Consider the following 14,370-nt stretch of genomic DNA (forward strand, 5'->3'; position numbering starts at 1 on the left):
GATAATTACACCATGCTCAGGATACTCGCACTGACCCTGTCCCTGTTGTTCAGCGGTTACAGTTACGCTTCATGCTACGGCAACGGCATCCAATATGCGCCGCCTATCTACGTCGATTTGTCGGATAAGCTCAGCGATAAAACACCGGTCTGGGAAGGCAGTTTTTATACGCAATACAGCGGTTCATTCAGTTGTTCAACCTCGAGCAGCGAATTCGGCTATACGCGCATCCTGTCAACCGACAGCACAAAGGCGACCATTCTGGGATTCAACAACGGTAAATATTGGATACGCGCGGAAATAACCAACGACATCGCCAACAAAAAACTTAGCGGTTGGGGATCGCACTCCGCTTCGGAATTGAATCAGCCGATGAATATTCGTTTCAGTCTGGTCAGCAAGACGGGCACATCGATACCCGGCGACACGGTTAGCCTTAAGGACGTGATGTTCGTGACCGATCTGAGCGGGATGTCCTTGCTGGAGATCATTTTGTGGCCCGCCAAGCAGTTGGTGAAGATTTTGACCTGGCTGCTCAACGGTTTCAATTGGCCTTACGATCAGCGCGACATGTACGGGCAGCCGATGACCATCAAGTATGCGCCCAAGATGACGACCTGCACTTTCGACAATGCTGGCCTGGCGGTGAAGTTGCCGACGCTGGGGATATCGCAGATTACTCAGGGGGCGCAAAATGGCCTGACGCCCTTTACGCTGAATTTCAGCTGCCAGAATCGGCAAAGTGGCGGCACGGCCGATCGGGATATCAATATGTTTTTATCCAGCAATAATCTGTTGTCTTCGGATAATACGGTTTTGATTGATAAAAGCCCTGAGGCGGCAAAAGGCATTGGCATCCGGCTGGTCAAGACGGCTTCGCCGAATAATCCCGTCACGCTGTCGCTTTCCAGCGTGACGCCAGGCGCGGCGACTTCATTATTTCACGTGGGAACCGGCAATGCCTTGGATGCGCAATTTTCCATCGGCATGGCGGCCTATTATTATCCTTACAGCCCCACCGCAATGAGCAGCGGGGGAATTAACACATCGGCTACGCTTAACATTATATATAAATAATTCTTTTGTTATTTTTAATAATAAAAAACAGGTTGCCACATATAAGAAAAATCTTAACATGGTAATTGGTGGCGAATATTATTTGCTTGAATAATATTGGTGTTTAATCCGGATCTCTATGTTGAGGATGAATTGTATGACGGAACAAATCCAGATCGGTGTCAAAGTGGAAAAATCGCTAAAAGATGAGGTTGACGTCATTCTTCGCGGTTTGGATATTAAGCCGACGACGGCGATAAATGGGCTTTATCAATATATCTCGCAGCATGGAGAGCTCCCTTTTGTCATATCAACCAGCGTGAAAACACCGAAGGATATCGCCGGCGGGTTGTTCAAGAACCTGTTTTCCTTACAAAGCACGCTCAGCGTTTTCCTGGATAAAGTGCAAATGAAGCGGTGTGTCAGCAGGGAGGAAGTATTGATTGTGCTCGATATATTGCGCGATTTTATCGTTGGTTTTCGCCAAAGCGCGCAATATCTCGGCGCTTCGCCTTTCGGTCGGCGCGTAGTTTGGAAGGATGCCGTATGCGCCGTCGAGAGTATTCATGAAATTCTAGATAATAACGTGAAATACAGTGAAGATGGCATTATGAATTTGGATGAAAAATATCTTTCATCGCTGTCCGCATTGCTGATCTCATTATGTTCTTCACTTAAGTAAGTCGAACCAATAAATTTAATTGACATGACTGCCATGGGGGCGTTGTTAAAAACGCGCCCATGATAAATAGCAATGGGGTGATCCTGTGCGAGTGGCTATATTTTCTGATGATTACTATTTATTCTATGGCATATCGCAGATCTTAATGTCGTTGGAGGGCGTTGAAGTTATGGGTCTGCATTCATCTGCACGCCGTGGATTACATGCCATGTATTGTCATGCAGAAGTGGTCATCGTCTCTTTCTCGTCTATCTGTCGGGTTATGAATTTCTTATCGCATATTATCGACAGGCCTGACAATACGATCGTCTTAACCGGCGTGGAAACGCCGCGACTGGCGAATTTTAACTGTCTGAAAAAAAACATCGGTCTTACGACGTTCGTTGAGGCAATAAAAATGTTCACCGCGAGCTGCAAAGGGCAGAGCCTGTCGCCGCGCGAGCTTTCGGTGTTGGCCATGCTGCTGGCGGGAAAACCGAATACCGGCGTCGCTAAGGCGTTGGGCATTTCCGAGAAAACCGTCAGCCAGCATAAAATGAACGCCATGCGTAAATTGGAAATCGAACGTTTTCACCAATTTATTGTTGCGGCGGATGAGCGAGTGTAAGCGTGATGCCGTTGGCGGAGTGAGCGCCGTCTGATGCCCGAGTAAAATAAACCCGCCGAAGCGGGTTTTTCCGTCAGTTTTTGCAGCCCATCAACTCCGGCAGAACGCCGGGCTTGTTCTTCAGCGAAGCCTGTACGTCGTCAGGCAGACCAGCCCAGATGATCAGGCCGGTGCGTTTCTCGATCTCGTCCACCGTCACGCGGAATTGGCAAAAATCGGCGCCCTTCGGCGTGTTTTGATCGAACAGGAAAGCGGCATAGTGGTTCACCGCCGGGCTGTTGTTGATGAAAATCACCTTCCAGTAGGCGCTGGGGATGGTGTGCGCTTTCTGGGTGCCCGGCAGTTTGCCCATATCGCGTTCATACAGCGGCCCGGTCACGGTATAGACCGAAGAGATGTCCGCGCGATCGATAAGCTTGCGCTCCTGATCTTCCAACCGCGCCCAGGCGCCCTGGTTCAGGTCGGACTTTTGCGGCGTGATGTTGGACAGGTAGTTCAGCGATTCCCAGTGGGAAACGCCGGCCAACGAGGCCAGCGGCGCCTGATGGCCGCGATCGACCTTCAACGCCGCGTTGGCGCCGGTGTAATCGGCAGGGGCCAGGGTATCTGCCGGATTGAGCGCCGGGTCGGTTTTCCAGTTGCGCGTCTTGCCGCTGGCCGGCGTGTCTTTGGTGATGTGATAGGCCACCCAGTTGGCGAATTTGGTGGTGCTGTTATTGTTCAACGTATAAGCATGACGCACGATCGATACATTGCTGCTGCCGCCGGTCGGGCAGCCAACCGCGCAGTTGTCGATAGATTCGAGCGTCTCGGCCGACGCCTGTGCGGCGAACAGCAGGGCGGCCAGGGCCAACATCTTGTTGTTAAAGCGCATATTCATATCCTCAATAAGTTAAAAAATACTGTATATATTTACAGTAAATTAAACTTATCGCAGTGAAACGAATACAACAATGCAACACATTCATGTTGTGAATGTGTCAGTCATGGTACAGCGATACCGCACGTTAAAGTCGGTAGAAATAAAAACGGCGTCCAACAGACGCCGTTTCAAAAGGGGGTTATTCCAGCAGGTCGTTGACCGTGCGGCGAACGTAGTGCGTCATCTGCGCCAGATCGTCCGGTGATACCGGCCCGCCGCCGGCGCGCACCACCTGCTGCTCAATTTGGGCGATCTCTTGCTCGACCTTGTTGGCGATCTGCACTTTGACTATCTTGTCCACCGAAGACAGCAGCACCTTCAATACCACTTTCAACGCGATGTTTTCGCAGAACGAGTCGTAGTGATGAACCGGCGGCGGCGGGGCCGGAGCCGGCTCGGGCGCGCGCGGAGCCAGAGCTTTGAAGCTGTCTACATTTTCAATAATAAGATCCATGTCTCTTATTAGTTCATCAAAATCTTTAGACACTGACTTATTCCCTTCGCTGTGCGCAAAAAACAGAACGCCCGTCCTCGGGCTGAAAGCCGATGAGCGACGGGCAGAACGAATTCGGGCCTGGCCTTCAGACGCTGAATGGCCGGGGGAGGGGCATTCTAACCTTGCGGCGGGTCGGCAACAAGATGGGGCCGTGCGAATGCGCGGCCCTTTGAATCACGGGTGCAGGAGGGCGATTAACTTTTCAGCTTGGCGGTGATTTTCGCCACGTGCTCGCCCTGATAGCGGGCAATTGTCAGCTCTTCGTTGCTCGGCTGTCGCGAACCGTCGGCGCCGGCGATGGTGGTCGCGCCATAGGGGGTGCCCCCGCGCACCTGCGAAACGTCAAACAGCTCCGGCGTCGCATAGCCGATCGGCACGATGATGAAGCCGTGGTGCGCCAGCGTGGTCCAGGTCGAACTGATGGTTTGCTCCTGGCCGCCGCCGGTGCCGGTGGAGGAGAAGACGCTGCCCACCTTGCCGTACAGCGCGCCGGAAGCCCACAGGCCGCCGGTCTGATCGAGGAAGGTGCGCATCTGTCCGGCCATGTTGCCGAAGCGGGTCGGCGTACCGAAGATAATGCCATCATAGTCCGCCAGCTCTTGCGGGGTGGCGACCGGCGCCTGCTGGTGTTGCTTGCCCCCGGCCTTGGCGAAGGCTTCCGGCGTCATGGTTTCCGGCACGCGTTTGACCGTCACGTCCACGTTATCGACCCGATTCGCCCCTTCGGCCACCGCCTGCGCCAGGCGTTCGATGTGGCCGTACATTGAGTAATAAAGCACCAACAGTTTCGTCATGTTTCGTACTCCCGCTCAGATGATTAACAAAAACCCCTGATAAGCATAGAAGCGAATGACGAACTTGGCGTCGTGGCGTTACCTGATGCCGGCGATCGCCAACAGGGCGCCAAAGACAATCAGCAGCCCGCCAAAGGTGCGATCGATGCCGCGGCGCAAACGCAAAAAGCGCGCATTGACGCCCGGCGCGGAAAACAGCAGCGCGACGGCGGCGAACCAGAATACATGGACGGCGGCGATAAAGAGGCCATAGCCGATCTGTACGCCGAGCACGGTGTGGGGAGAGACCACCTGCATGAACAGACTGACGATAAAGATGGTGGTTTTCGGATTTAACGCGTTGGTGAGAAAGCCGGTTTTCAGGGCGGCGAGATCGCTGATGGCGGCCGGCGTCGTGGTGGGCGCGGCGTCGTGATGGGTTGCGTTGCGCAGCAGCGTAAAGCCGAGGTAGATCAGGTAGGCGGCGCCGATGCCTTTGAGCAGGTTAAACAACCAGGGCGACTGTTGGATCAACATGCCGACGCCAATCAGCGTATAGCTGACATGGATCAGTACGCCGGCGCCAATGCCGCAGGCGGTGAAGATGCCGGCGCGGCGGGAGAGCAGCAGGCTGTTGCGCGAGACCATGGCGAAATCCGGCCCGGGGCTGATTACAGCGAGTAAAGTAATGGTGACGACAGCGATGAGTTCAGTCATAGTTATCCTTGCGATGTTTATCAATAGAGTGACTGATTTATAAGAGTAATTTTTCTCGGTGACAAACGATGAATAGTGACGATATCGGTGAGAAAAACTCACGCAATAGAGCCAGGCCATTGCCGTTGGGCGGGCTGCGCTGCTTCGAGGCCGCCGCACGGCTGGAAAGTTTCACCCAGGCGGCGCAGGGGCTGAATTTGACGCATGGCGCCATCAGCCGGGCGGTGAGGGCGCTGGAAGAGGAATTGGGCGTGGCGTTGTTTGAGCGCCGCCATAGGCGAGTACTGCTCACGGCGGCGGGCCGCAAGCTGTTTCAGGCGACACAGCAGGCCTTCGGCATTCTGGACCATACCGCGCTGGAGCTGCGCCAGCAGGCGCTCAATGCGCCGCTGATCTTGTCCTGTGAACCGACCTTATTGATGCGTTGGCTGATCCCGCGTTTGCCGGCTTTTCAGCGGGCGCACCCGGACATCAACTTACAGCTGGTGGCGGGCGGCGGTCCGTTTTCGTTCCATGACGGCATCACGGCGGCGATCCGGCGCAATGACTTCGATTGGGGAAAGCAGGCGCATAGCCTGGCGCTGTTCAATGAAAAGGTCGGGCCGGTGTGCCAACCCGAGGCGCTGACGAGGCTGACGGCCTCTGTGGACGGACGGCGGCTTTTGCTGCCGGGCGCCAAACTGCTGCATGCCGCGACCCGGCCGGATGCTTGGCGGCACTGGGCGCATCAGCAGGGGGTGACATTGGCGGGGCATCCGGAACAGCGCTTTGACCATTTCTATTTCAGCCTGCAGGCCGCGGTAGCCGGCCTTGGTATCGCAATCGGCCCATGGCTGCAGGTGCGAGACGATCTGGCCGCCGGCTTGTTGAGCGCGCCGTTCGGTTTTACGCCCGACGGCAGCGGCTATTACCTGCTGTCGCCGCAGCCTATCGTGCCGGGCAGCGCGTTGGCCCGGCTGGCCGAGTGGCTAACGCTCACGGCAGGCGCCTGAGTTTTTGCGCCAGCCGCTGTTCCTGCCAGCGGCTGAAGACGTTGCGCAGCAGCAGGGTACGTACCGCCCGCATGATCAGCGCGAGGCTCATGCCGCCGATCGCCCATAGCGCCCAGAGATAGTGCGGGTGGGTAAAGACGTTGACAGCGAGCAATATCGCGCCGATGACGGCGAAACGCACCGCCATGCTCAGCAGTTTACCCTCTGCCGCAACCTGGCGACGAAGGCGCTGCGCCTCAGGCGTCTCCTCCTGTGGTGCCTGCGGCGGCGCGTTGAGATCGCTGACCTGCACGCCCAGCGCGGCGGCGATTGCGGTCAAGGTTTCCAGGCTGGCCTGTTCGCCGTTTTCAATCCGCTGTACGGTGCGGGTGCTGAGGCCGGCGATGGCCGCCAACTGCTCCTGCGACCAGCCTTTTTCCAGGCGTAATGGTCTGATGCGGTACTTTTGCATGGTGCACTCCCGAGTTCGCTGTCACTGTCATCCAGTGTAGGAGGCGCGGGGTAGCGGCGCCACGACAGCGGCACGACAGCGACACGACATCCGCCGCCGGCGCGGGCCGGCGGGCAGTCAGAAGGCGACGTTGCGGATAAAGCGCAGCGGGAGATCGCCGTGGTTGGCGTAAGCGTAGCGCTGATCGCTGTTGAAGGTTTGCGTGGCGCCGGCGCTGAGCGTCAGCGTGCCTTGTTCCAGTTCCAGCGTCAGGGTGCCGGCAATCACGTAGATCATTTCGCTCCAGCCTTCGGCGTCCGGCGCCGAGTCGTAGCGCTCGCCCGGCATCAGCGTCCATTCCCACAGCTCGGCCCGTTGGCGTGCCGGCACGCTGGCGGCAAACAGCGCCTGGCTGCCCGGCTGCGCGCCTTGCCAGGCCAATTCGCCCACCAGATGGTTGCCGCGCGCTTCCGGCGCCTGAATCAGATCGGTGAACGAAATCGCCAGGGCGGCGGCGATCTTGTCGAGCACCGCCAGACTGACGTTGCGATCGCCGGCCTCGATGCCCGCCAGCATGCGGCGGCTGACGCCGGAAAGTTCGGCCAGCGCCATCTGGCTCAGGCCCGCCTGTTGGCGGTAGCCGCGCAGATTGCTGCTCAGGTACTGCAGCACTTTGGGGGGATCGGTTTTCGCGTTATGCGCCGTATTGCTCATCGCCGGACTTTATCTCATACTGGCAGGATCTGTGCATTATATTGCACTCAGCAGGAAGGGCAAGCCGGTGTCAGCAGCAAAAAAATCCTTTATTTCCGCCGTGGTTCCGCAAATCAGGTTGCCGGAAGCGGTGTTGATTTTCATCACCATGATCTGGGGCGGCACCTTTTTGGCCGTGCATCACGCGATGCAAGTCAGCGGGCCGTTCTTTTTCGTCGGTCTGCGTTTCGCCACCGCTACGCTGGCGTTGACGCTGTTTTCGCTGCGCGTGCTGCGCGGCCTGACCCTGTATGAACTGAAGGCGGGCGTACTTATCGGGCTGGCGATCATGTTCGGCTACAGCATGCAAACCGTCGGTCTGCAGACGATTACCAGCAGCCAATCGGCGTTCATCACTGCCATGTACGTGCCGATCGTGCCGCTGTTGCAATGGCTGGTGCTGGGGCGGTTCCCCGGCATCATGTCGTGGATCGGTATTCTGCTGGCCTTTACCGGCCTGATGCTGCTGGCGGCGCCGAGCAGCACGGACATGTCGCTGAGCCTCGGCGAAATTCTGACGCTGGCCGGCACGCTGGGCATGGCGGCAGAGATCATTCTCATCGGCGCCTTTGCCGGCAAGGTGAATATCCGCCGGGTGACCATTGTGCAGCTGGCGACCGCCTCGCTGGCCTCATTTTTGATGATGGCGCCGACCGGCGAGTCGCCGCCGCCGTATTCGGATTACCTGCTGTACAGCGCCATAGGGCTGGGGCTGGCCAGCGCGTTGATTCAGCTGACCATGAACTGGGCGCAGCGCAGCGTTTCACCCACGCGCGCTACGGTGATCTACGCCGGCGAGCCGGTCTGGGCGGGCATCGTCGGGCGGCTCGCCGGTGAGCGTTTGCCGGGCGTGGCGTTGTTGGGGGGCGCGTTGATTGTGATCGGGGTGGTGGTCAGCGAGCTGCGCGTACGGCGTAAGGGGAAAGCGGCGGTGGCGACGGAAGCGGATTAGCGCAGAGGCAAAAAAGAGCAAAGGGGCGGAGATATCCGCCCCTTTTTGCATCACGCGGTTTTCTTCTTGCGCAGGAACACGTAAGACAGGCCGAGCAGGATGAACCACAGCGGGGTGACGATCAGCGCCTGGCGGGTGTCTTCGCGCAGCGACAACAGCACCAACACGAACACGAAGAACGCCATGCACACCCAGCACATCAGTTTGCCGGCCGGCATTTTGTAGATCGATTTCTGGTGCAGCGCCGGGCGCCGTTTGCGGTAGACCAGATACGAACACAGGATGATGGTCCAGACGAACATGAACAGAATCGCCGACACGGTGGTCACCAGGGTGAAGACCGTCATCACGTTCGGGATCAGGTAAATCAGCACCACGCCGCCCAGCAGGCAGATGCAGGAGAAGGTGAGGCCGTTGGCCGGCACCGCGCGCTTGGACAGGTTGGCGAACGATTTCGGCGCGTCGCCTTCCTGCGCCAGCCCGAACAGCATGCGGCTGGTGGAGAACACCCCACTGTTGGCGGAGGAGGCGGCGGAGGTCAGTACCACGAAGTTGATCACGCTGGCCGCGGCCGGCAGGCCAATCAGCACGAACAATTCAACGAACGGGCTCTTGTCCGGCACTACGGAGCTCCACGGCGTCACCGACATGATGACGATCAGGGCGAACACGTAGAACATGATGATGCGGATCGGAATCGAGTTGATGGCGCGTGGCAGTGACTTCTCCGGATCCTTGGTTTCCGCCGCGGTGGTGCCCACCAGTTCAATGCCGACGAAGGCGAATACCGCGATCTGGAAGCCGGCGAAGAAACCGCTGATGCCTTTCGGGAACATGCCGCCGTCATTCCACAGATGGGTGAACGAGGCTACGGTACCGGTCGGCGACTGGAACTGCATGGCGATCATCACCAACCCGGCGACGATCAGCCCGACGATGGCGACGATTTTGATCATCGCAAACCAAAACTCCATTTCGCCGAACATCTTCACCGTCGCCAGATTAAGGCCGAGCAGCAACAGCACGCACAGCAGCGAAGCGATCCACTGCGACAGTTCAGGGAACCAGAACTGGGCGTAGGCGGTGATCGCCACGACGTCGGCGATGCCGGTGACCACCCAGCAGAACCAGTAGGTCCAGCCGGTGAAGAAGCCGGCCCACGGGCCGAGCAGATCCGCGGCGAAATCGCTGAACGATTTGTATTCCAGGTTGGACAGCAGCAGCTCGCCCATGGCGCGCATCACGAAGAACAGCATAAAGCCGATGATCATGTACACGAAGATGATCGAAGGGCCTGCCAGGCTGATGGTTTTACCGGAGCCCATAAACAGACCGGTGCCGATGGCGCCGCCGATGGCGATCAGTTGAATATGTCGGTTAGTGAGGTTTCGCCGTAGATGATCTTCTGAGGCGGGCGTCGCGTCAGTCGCTATTTTAGAGTGATCTACCATCTGATGATGTCCTGTTTTACCTGTCATTAGTGAAGTCGTGAGCTCTGAAGTGGCTCTTTTTTATACATTTATCCGGTTGGTCCGGCTTTAGTAAGGTAGTGCAATAACGCCACCTTTGTGCAACATGTTTACAACATTTATACGCGGGATAAAAGTCGATCAATCTTTACACGAGAGGAGGCAAATCGGACGTTCAGGGAGCGGAAGATTACTCTTCAAACGGTGGGATTAACAGACCTTATGCGGCTTATCTCGTTGATTAAACAAAGGGTTGTAAAATTCGCATGAGAAAAAGTAATGGGTGTAAGCGTTTGACAGCGAGGCTGACAAGAAGGGCGATTTATCTCGTTGGGCCGTTAGCTCAGGCGGATGAGCCGTTGACGCCTAATCAACGAGACAGAGGTTCGCCCCCTGTACGGCCCGCCAACCAAATCAGCGTGTTACGCTCAGACATTTCTTTGATCGTGCCCTCATGGCGCCGTTTTAAGCGCGTATTCTGCAAAAAAATTCGCATTTTTCGACTGATGTTCAGAAAGGTGATCTGGCGCAAACTGCGATGTTGCACCGTACTTTATACGGCAAGGGAGGCTGTGCGCTGGCGCAACGTCGGCGCAGGGATGGGGCATTTGCCCAAGAATCTTTCAGGTCAAGAAACGGGGAACACATGCGCGGCCGACATCAAGAGCAGTGCCCAAACGGCGGCTGAGAGTGCGGCGGTGGCATAGACGTGCCTCGCCGGCAGTTGCAGCATGCCGGCCATCAGCGGCACGGTGTAACGCATCACCGCCAGAAAACGCGAGGCGAACAGCAGCGGCAGCCCGCGCTTTTGCAAGGAACGTTGCGCTTTGCGCAGTGGGGCGTGAAAGCGTGCCGGCAGCCGGCGGCCAAGATCGCGACGGCAGAGCAGTGCGCCGCAGTGGAAAGACAGGATTGAGCCCAACGCCGCGCCAAGGGCGATGGCCGCCCAAACCGCGCCGATCGGCAGCGCATGTTTGCCCGCAAGGATGCCCATCAGCAGCGTCACCGAGGCAGGCGGCAGGACGGAGGACACCACGATCACGGATTTTCCCAGCGCGAACAGGAAAATCAGCAGCAGCAACATCTCCGGTTCCGGGCTGTATTTGGCGATAATGTGCGTCAATTCATCCATTTAACACCTGTGGGCGAGAGGGCTGACTGTCAGTGTCCCATCCGCAGGTTCAATAATGGCTAAATAACGCGTCGCTATCCGGTTATCTCTGCGTCTTGCTTGCGTGCCTCAGCATGCCGATGTCTGAGCGCCCCTAACAGCACGGCGCACAGCAGTGAAAAGGCGGCCAGCACCAGCGGCCCGGCATGCGGGCTGTGAAAACGCTGTTCCGCCTCAGTGCGGATCAGCGGGGCTAAAAAGCTGAATGCGGCGCCGAGCGTGGTGCAAAAACCGATGCCGGCCGCCAGCGCCGGACCGGTGAGCAGCTGAGCGGGAAACGTCCAGAAAATGGGTTGTACCGCCAGAAAACTGACTGCGCAACAGCTCAGGGCGACGATAGCGAGCAACGGGCCGGCATAGGAAGAGACGACCAACCCCAGCGCTGCCGCGACCATGCAGCCAACGGCGATCGGCAATCTTCTGGCGGTTTTTCTGTCGGCATAGCGCGGCAGGAAATAGACGCCAAGCGCGGAGCATGCCCAGGGAATGGCGGCCACCAACGAGGCCTTGAAGCCGAGATGGGTGCCCATCAGCGAGGCGATCTGCGACGGCAGAAAAAACATCAGGCCGTATACGCCGATTTGCAGGGTGCCGTAGATCAACGCCAGATGCCAAACTTTGCCGCTTCTCATCGCCGCTTTAACGCTGTTGGTTTCGGTACGCTGCTGTTCAGCGGCCAGCTGTGTGACCAGCGCATTACGTTCTTCCTCGGTCAGAAAGCGGGCGTGCCCTGGGCTATCGTCGAGATAGAAAAAGGCGAAGACGCCGAGGACGACGGCCGGCAACCCTTCCAGCACGAACATCCAGAACCAGCCGGGCTTGCCCAACACGCCGTGCATCTCCAGCAATGCCCCCGACAGCGGTGAGCCGAGCGTCAGGGCCGCCGGTACGCCAAGCACGAAAATGCCAATGACCGAGGCGCGCACCTTATTGGGAAAGTAGATAGACGCCAGCAGCAGGATGCCGGGGTAAAAGCCGGCTTCGGCGATCCCCAGCAGAAAGCGCAGGACAATAAATTGCTGCTCGTTGGCCACCAGCCCGGTACAGGCCGACAATGCCCCCCACAGCGCGGTGGTGGCGCTGAGCCAGCGTTTGGCGCCCCAGCGATTCATCAACAGGTTGGCCGGAATGCCGAACAGCGCATAGGCGGCAAAGAATATCCCCGCGCCCAGCGCAAAGGCGGATTGCGACAGCGCGATATCGATGGCCATCGCGTCTTTGGCAAAGCCGACGTTGACCCTGTCGATAAACGCGATGAAGTACATGGCGAACATCAATGGCACCAGTCTGCGCCAGGTTTTGCGGATGGCGACGTTGAGCGCTGGAGCGGCATAGGTGGCGTGATTCACTGGCGGTAACCTCTCTTCTGAGAATGATAAACGTCGGTCATAAGGACCGTCCTGGCGCCGTGGCCCATCATGCGGCGATGACATGGTTTTTCTGCGTGAGCCTTAAAGGTCTAAAGGACTAATGGTCAGGCCTTTAGGGGCGAAAAAAACGCCGCGTATTGCGTCGGCATATCGGTACAGATATCACCATGGTGAATGGTGTGTTGCCTTTTTGTTAATTGAAAGTTCACACAGGGCCAGGAGGCGTTCAAGCGCTTTGATCGAGATCTGTGTGCGCTATCACCGAATTGGGAACCCGATGACAGACACTGGAGAGTGGCGCTTTCATCTCGCGAGGGAGGGCGATAAGGTGAAGCAGGGCACAACAGAACGCAGGAGCGCAACATGCTGAAGGTCATTGCTGAAGATTTCATTCACCCGGAACACATTGACACCGTTATGCCGTGGTATCGCGAGCTGGTGGAGAAAACCCGGCAGGAGCCGCTGTGCATCAGTTATGAACTGTGCATCGACCAGCAGGATCCCGGGCACTTTATTTTTATCGAAAGCTGGCCGGATCGCGCGGCTCTCGAAGTGCATTGCCAGACCGAGCATTTCACCCGGCTGGTGCCGCAGATCAATCAGTATCAGCGCAAGCCTTGCACCTTCCTGTTTATGCAGGCGTTCCCTGAAACAGGCGATAAATAGGCGAAAAAATCCCCGCAGGGGGCGGGGTCAATGGCTTCTCAACACTATCTTGTTGTGATTAAAAAATAGGCTGATAATGATTTTCATTCTCTAGGAATGCTCTTAAATTAATCAATCTGGTGAATGATTAGTCGTCTGCTTTTCGCTGGCGGTTTTAATGGCGCGCAGCATGCGGCGTCTTATCAACCCACTCACCAGGCGAATCGCATACCAGTAGGGGGTAAACCGCCGCCGGCTGGCGCTGTCGGGGCAGAAGATGCGCGTTTCCGTTACCAGGCGGCAGCGCCCGCCCTCCAGCGGGCTCGCGGCATACCCCAGCGCCAGTTTGGCGACGCCGGGCTGAGCGAAGGCCTGAAAGTCCGCCCCGTCAGCGACCTTCACCAAACCGTATTCAGCCTGCCAAAACCGGCCGATCAGGCCATAGACCAACGCGGTTTCATCCTGCTCAAGCAGGCAAAAGTTATGCAGGCCAAACGGCGGAGGACGAGGCTTATCGCGTGGCATCAGCCGCGCGGGCAATTCGCGCAGCGCTATCATGCTGCGGAAAAAACGATCGCGCTTGGGATCGTAAGCGGCCACGGCGTCCAGCACCCGCGATTGCGGCGCGGTGATGACGATCGTATGCCGCTCAGAGAACTGGTATTGCCCAAGATATTTATTCAACAGCGTCATGTTGTTCATGCTCCCGCCATTCACTTTGCAGCAGGGCGAAACCGAATTCATCACCCCATGCGCCTTTGAAAAACACGTTTTGCCGCCAACAGGCCTCACGGCGAAAGCCCAGCTTGCTGAACAACGCGGCGGCGCGAAGATTACGCGCGTCCACCACGGCGGTAATGCGGTGTTTCGCCAGCGGCCCGAACAGCAGGGCGATGACGGCGCTTAGCGCCTCGCGCGCCTGTCCTTGCCGCTGATGAACCGGATCGAAGGTCACGCCCAGTTCAGCCTGACGCCCTTCATCGAAAAAATGCACTGCGACATCGCCCAGCAACGCGCCGTCCTCGCGGCGCTCGACCGCCAGTTGAAACCAGCTGTCATCACGGTTGAACGCGAGCCGCTGTTGCTGTGCGAAAAAGGCCTGCGCCTGTGCGGCGCTGTAGTCGCTCCAGCTCTGGTAGCGCGCCACGTCAGGATGGTTGCGGTAGGCGGTAAAGTGGGGCAGATCGTCGGCGGTGAACGGGCGCAAGATCAGTCTGGGGGTCAGCAGAGGCAAGTGGCGCATTATTTTTCCTTATCAGCGCATGAGGGCTACCGGCAGTGTAGCCCAGCGCCGAGAGGCGGGCTGCGTAAAATGAGCTGTGGCGGGGAGGCGCA

General features: G+C 57.6%; 17 protein-coding genes and 1 tRNA gene. 7 read left to right on the forward strand and 11 right to left on the reverse strand.

Annotated features, from left to right (window positions below):
- Positions 1-12: 12 nt before the first annotated feature.
- The 3 genes from ACMGG9_RS07520 to ACMGG9_RS07530 all read left to right on the forward strand — a co-directional run bounded on the left by ACMGG9_RS07520 (position 13) and on the right by ACMGG9_RS07530 (position 2,345).
- Positions 13-1,077: a fimbrial protein gene (locus ACMGG9_RS07520; protein WP_089191480.1), complete on the forward strand. Its 1,065-nt coding sequence runs from the start codon at positions 13-15 to the stop codon at positions 1,075-1,077.
- Positions 1,078-1,213: 136 nt separating this feature from the next.
- Positions 1,214-1,738 carry a hypothetical protein gene (locus tag ACMGG9_RS07525; RefSeq protein ID WP_049866670.1) on the forward strand — a complete coding sequence of 175 codons (525 nt, stop codon included), beginning with the start codon at positions 1,214-1,216 and terminating at the stop codon, positions 1,736-1,738.
- 169 nt (positions 1,739-1,907) lie between these two features.
- Positions 1,908-2,345 (forward strand): helix-turn-helix transcriptional regulator, encoded by a 438-nt coding sequence (locus ACMGG9_RS07530; RefSeq protein ID WP_197751833.1) that lies wholly within the window; start codon positions 1,908-1,910, stop codon positions 2,343-2,345.
- A gap of 73 nt (positions 2,346-2,418) precedes the next feature.
- Here the strand turns inward: ACMGG9_RS07530 and ACMGG9_RS07535 are convergent, their stop codons facing one another.
- The 4 genes from ACMGG9_RS07535 to ACMGG9_RS07550 form a co-directional block, all read right to left on the reverse strand.
- Positions 2,419-3,219, reverse strand: a complete 801-nt coding sequence (locus tag ACMGG9_RS07535) for a DNA/RNA non-specific endonuclease (RefSeq protein WP_414162014.1) — start codon at positions 3,217-3,219, stop codon at positions 2,419-2,421.
- Positions 3,220-3,406: 187 nt separating this feature from the next.
- Positions 3,407-3,721: a hypothetical protein gene (locus tag ACMGG9_RS07540; RefSeq protein ID WP_016928271.1), complete on the reverse strand. Its 315-nt coding sequence runs from the start codon at positions 3,719-3,721 to the stop codon at positions 3,407-3,409.
- A gap of 236 nt (positions 3,722-3,957) precedes the next feature.
- Positions 3,958-4,557 carry an NAD(P)H:quinone oxidoreductase gene (gene wrbA, locus ACMGG9_RS07545; RefSeq protein ID WP_033650699.1) on the reverse strand — a complete coding sequence of 200 codons (600 nt, stop codon included), beginning with the start codon at positions 4,555-4,557 and terminating at the stop codon, positions 3,958-3,960.
- Between the two features lie 78 nt (positions 4,558-4,635).
- Positions 4,636-5,253: a LysE family translocator gene (locus ACMGG9_RS07550; protein ID WP_047024927.1), complete on the reverse strand. Its 618-nt coding sequence runs from the start codon at positions 5,251-5,253 to the stop codon at positions 4,636-4,638.
- 68 nt (positions 5,254-5,321) lie between these two features.
- On the opposite strand from ACMGG9_RS07550, the gene ACMGG9_RS07555 reads away from it, so the two are divergent.
- On the forward strand, positions 5,322-6,245 hold the full coding sequence (locus ACMGG9_RS07555) for a LysR family transcriptional regulator (protein WP_033642608.1): 924 nt from the start codon (positions 5,322-5,324) through the stop codon (positions 6,243-6,245).
- Here the strand turns inward: ACMGG9_RS07555 and ACMGG9_RS07560 are convergent.
- Positions 6,229-6,696, reverse strand: a complete 468-nt coding sequence (locus ACMGG9_RS07560) for a helix-turn-helix domain-containing protein (protein ID WP_033650701.1) — start codon at positions 6,694-6,696, stop codon at positions 6,229-6,231. The two genes, ACMGG9_RS07555 and ACMGG9_RS07560, sit on opposite strands and share 17 nt — an antisense overlap.
- Positions 6,697-6,813: 117 nt before the next feature.
- Complete coding sequence (locus ACMGG9_RS07565; RefSeq protein ID WP_047024926.1) at positions 6,814-7,389, reverse strand: helix-turn-helix domain-containing protein; 576 nt, start codon at positions 7,387-7,389, stop codon at positions 6,814-6,816.
- Positions 7,390-7,456: 67 nt separating this feature from the next.
- On the opposite strand from ACMGG9_RS07565, the gene ACMGG9_RS07570 reads away from it, so the two are divergent.
- A complete protein-coding gene (locus ACMGG9_RS07570) occupies positions 7,457-8,380 on the forward strand; it encodes a DMT family transporter (RefSeq protein WP_033642612.1) in 924 nt (307 codons plus the stop codon).
- A 50-nt stretch (positions 8,381-8,430) separates the two neighbouring features.
- Here the strand turns inward: ACMGG9_RS07570 and cycA are convergent, their stop codons facing one another.
- Positions 8,431-9,831 carry a D-serine/D-alanine/glycine transporter gene (gene cycA, locus ACMGG9_RS07575; RefSeq protein ID WP_033642613.1) on the reverse strand — a complete coding sequence of 467 codons (1,401 nt, stop codon included), beginning with the start codon at positions 9,829-9,831 and terminating at the stop codon, positions 8,431-8,433.
- 350 nt (positions 9,832-10,181) lie between these two features.
- Between cycA and ACMGG9_RS07580 the strand changes: the two genes are divergently transcribed.
- Positions 10,182-10,257 (forward strand) — tRNA-Arg (locus ACMGG9_RS07580).
- A 220-nt stretch (positions 10,258-10,477) separates the two neighbouring features.
- On the opposite strand, the gene ACMGG9_RS07585 is transcribed toward ACMGG9_RS07580, so the two are convergent.
- A complete protein-coding gene (locus ACMGG9_RS07585) occupies positions 10,478-10,981 on the reverse strand; it encodes a DedA family protein (protein WP_033642614.1) in 504 nt (167 codons plus the stop codon).
- Positions 10,982-11,055: 74 nt separating this feature from the next.
- A complete protein-coding gene (locus ACMGG9_RS07590) occupies positions 11,056-12,369 on the reverse strand; it encodes an MFS transporter (protein ID WP_233788181.1) in 1,314 nt (437 codons plus the stop codon).
- A 384-nt stretch (positions 12,370-12,753) separates the two neighbouring features.
- Here ACMGG9_RS07590 and ACMGG9_RS07595 point away from each other — a divergent pair, with 384 nt between their 5' ends.
- The gene (locus ACMGG9_RS07595) at positions 12,754-13,056 is read left to right on the forward strand and encodes a putative quinol monooxygenase (protein WP_033633403.1); all 303 of its coding nucleotides are present in this window, start codon (positions 12,754-12,756) and stop codon (positions 13,054-13,056) included.
- A gap of 111 nt (positions 13,057-13,167) precedes the next feature.
- Here ACMGG9_RS07595 and ACMGG9_RS07600 read toward each other — a convergent pair whose 3' ends face one another.
- Positions 13,168-13,728 carry a hypothetical protein gene (locus ACMGG9_RS07600; RefSeq protein WP_414162015.1) on the reverse strand — a complete coding sequence of 187 codons (561 nt, stop codon included), beginning with the start codon at positions 13,726-13,728 and terminating at the stop codon, positions 13,168-13,170.
- On the reverse strand, positions 13,712-14,278 hold the full coding sequence (locus tag ACMGG9_RS07605; protein ID WP_129993334.1) for a GNAT family N-acetyltransferase: 567 nt from the start codon (positions 14,276-14,278) through the stop codon (positions 13,712-13,714). The genes ACMGG9_RS07600 and ACMGG9_RS07605 overlap by 17 nt, the downstream gene beginning before the upstream one ends.
- Between the last annotated feature and the right edge of the window lie 92 nt (positions 14,279-14,370).

The sequence above is a fragment of the Serratia sp. BNK-10 genome (assembly GCF_047456065.1).
Classification (GTDB): Bacteria; Pseudomonadota; Gammaproteobacteria; order Enterobacterales; family Enterobacteriaceae; genus Serratia; species Serratia ureilytica.

What these genes read in the sequence shown, in the direction of transcription:
- ACMGG9_RS07520 (WP_089191480.1), top strand. Translation starts at nt 13, where the DNA reads ATGCTCAGGATACTCGCACTGACCCTGTCCCTGTTGTTCAGCGGTTAC.
- ACMGG9_RS07525 (WP_049866670.1), top strand. Translation starts at nt 1,214, where the DNA reads ATGACGGAACAAATCCAGATCGGTGTCAAAGTGGAAAAATCGCTAAAA.
- ACMGG9_RS07530 (WP_197751833.1), top strand. Translation starts at nt 1,908, where the DNA reads ATGGGTCTGCATTCATCTGCACGCCGTGGATTACATGCCATGTATTGT.
- ACMGG9_RS07535 (WP_414162014.1), bottom strand. Translation starts at nt 3,219, where the DNA reads ATGCGCTTTAACAACAAGATGTTGGCCCTGGCCGCCCTGCTGTTCGCC.
- ACMGG9_RS07540 (WP_016928271.1), bottom strand. Translation starts at nt 3,721, where the DNA reads ATGGATCTTATTATTGAAAATGTAGACAGCTTCAAAGCTCTGGCTCCG.
- wrbA (WP_033650699.1), bottom strand. Translation starts at nt 4,557, where the DNA reads ATGACGAAACTGTTGGTGCTTTATTACTCAATGTACGGCCACATCGAA.
- ACMGG9_RS07550 (WP_047024927.1), bottom strand. Translation starts at nt 5,253, where the DNA reads ATGACTGAACTCATCGCTGTCGTCACCATTACTTTACTCGCTGTAATC.
- ACMGG9_RS07555 (WP_033642608.1), top strand. Translation starts at nt 5,322, where the DNA reads ATGAATAGTGACGATATCGGTGAGAAAAACTCACGCAATAGAGCCAGG.
- ACMGG9_RS07560 (WP_033650701.1), bottom strand. Translation starts at nt 6,696, where the DNA reads ATGCAAAAGTACCGCATCAGACCATTACGCCTGGAAAAAGGCTGGTCG.
- ACMGG9_RS07565 (WP_047024926.1), bottom strand. Translation starts at nt 7,389, where the DNA reads ATGAGCAATACGGCGCATAACGCGAAAACCGATCCCCCCAAAGTGCTG.
- cycA (WP_033642613.1), bottom strand. Translation starts at nt 9,831, where the DNA reads ATGGTAGATCACTCTAAAATAGCGACTGACGCGACGCCCGCCTCAGAA.
- ACMGG9_RS07585 (WP_033642614.1), bottom strand. Translation starts at nt 10,981, where the DNA reads ATGGATGAATTGACGCACATTATCGCCAAATACAGCCCGGAACCGGAG.
- ACMGG9_RS07595 (WP_033633403.1), top strand. Translation starts at nt 12,754, where the DNA reads ATGCTGAAGGTCATTGCTGAAGATTTCATTCACCCGGAACACATTGAC.
- ACMGG9_RS07600 (WP_414162015.1), bottom strand. Translation starts at nt 13,728, where the DNA reads ATGACGCTGTTGAATAAATATCTTGGGCAATACCAGTTCTCTGAGCGG.
- ACMGG9_RS07605 (WP_129993334.1), bottom strand. Translation starts at nt 14,278, where the DNA reads ATGCGCCACTTGCCTCTGCTGACCCCCAGACTGATCTTGCGCCCGTTC.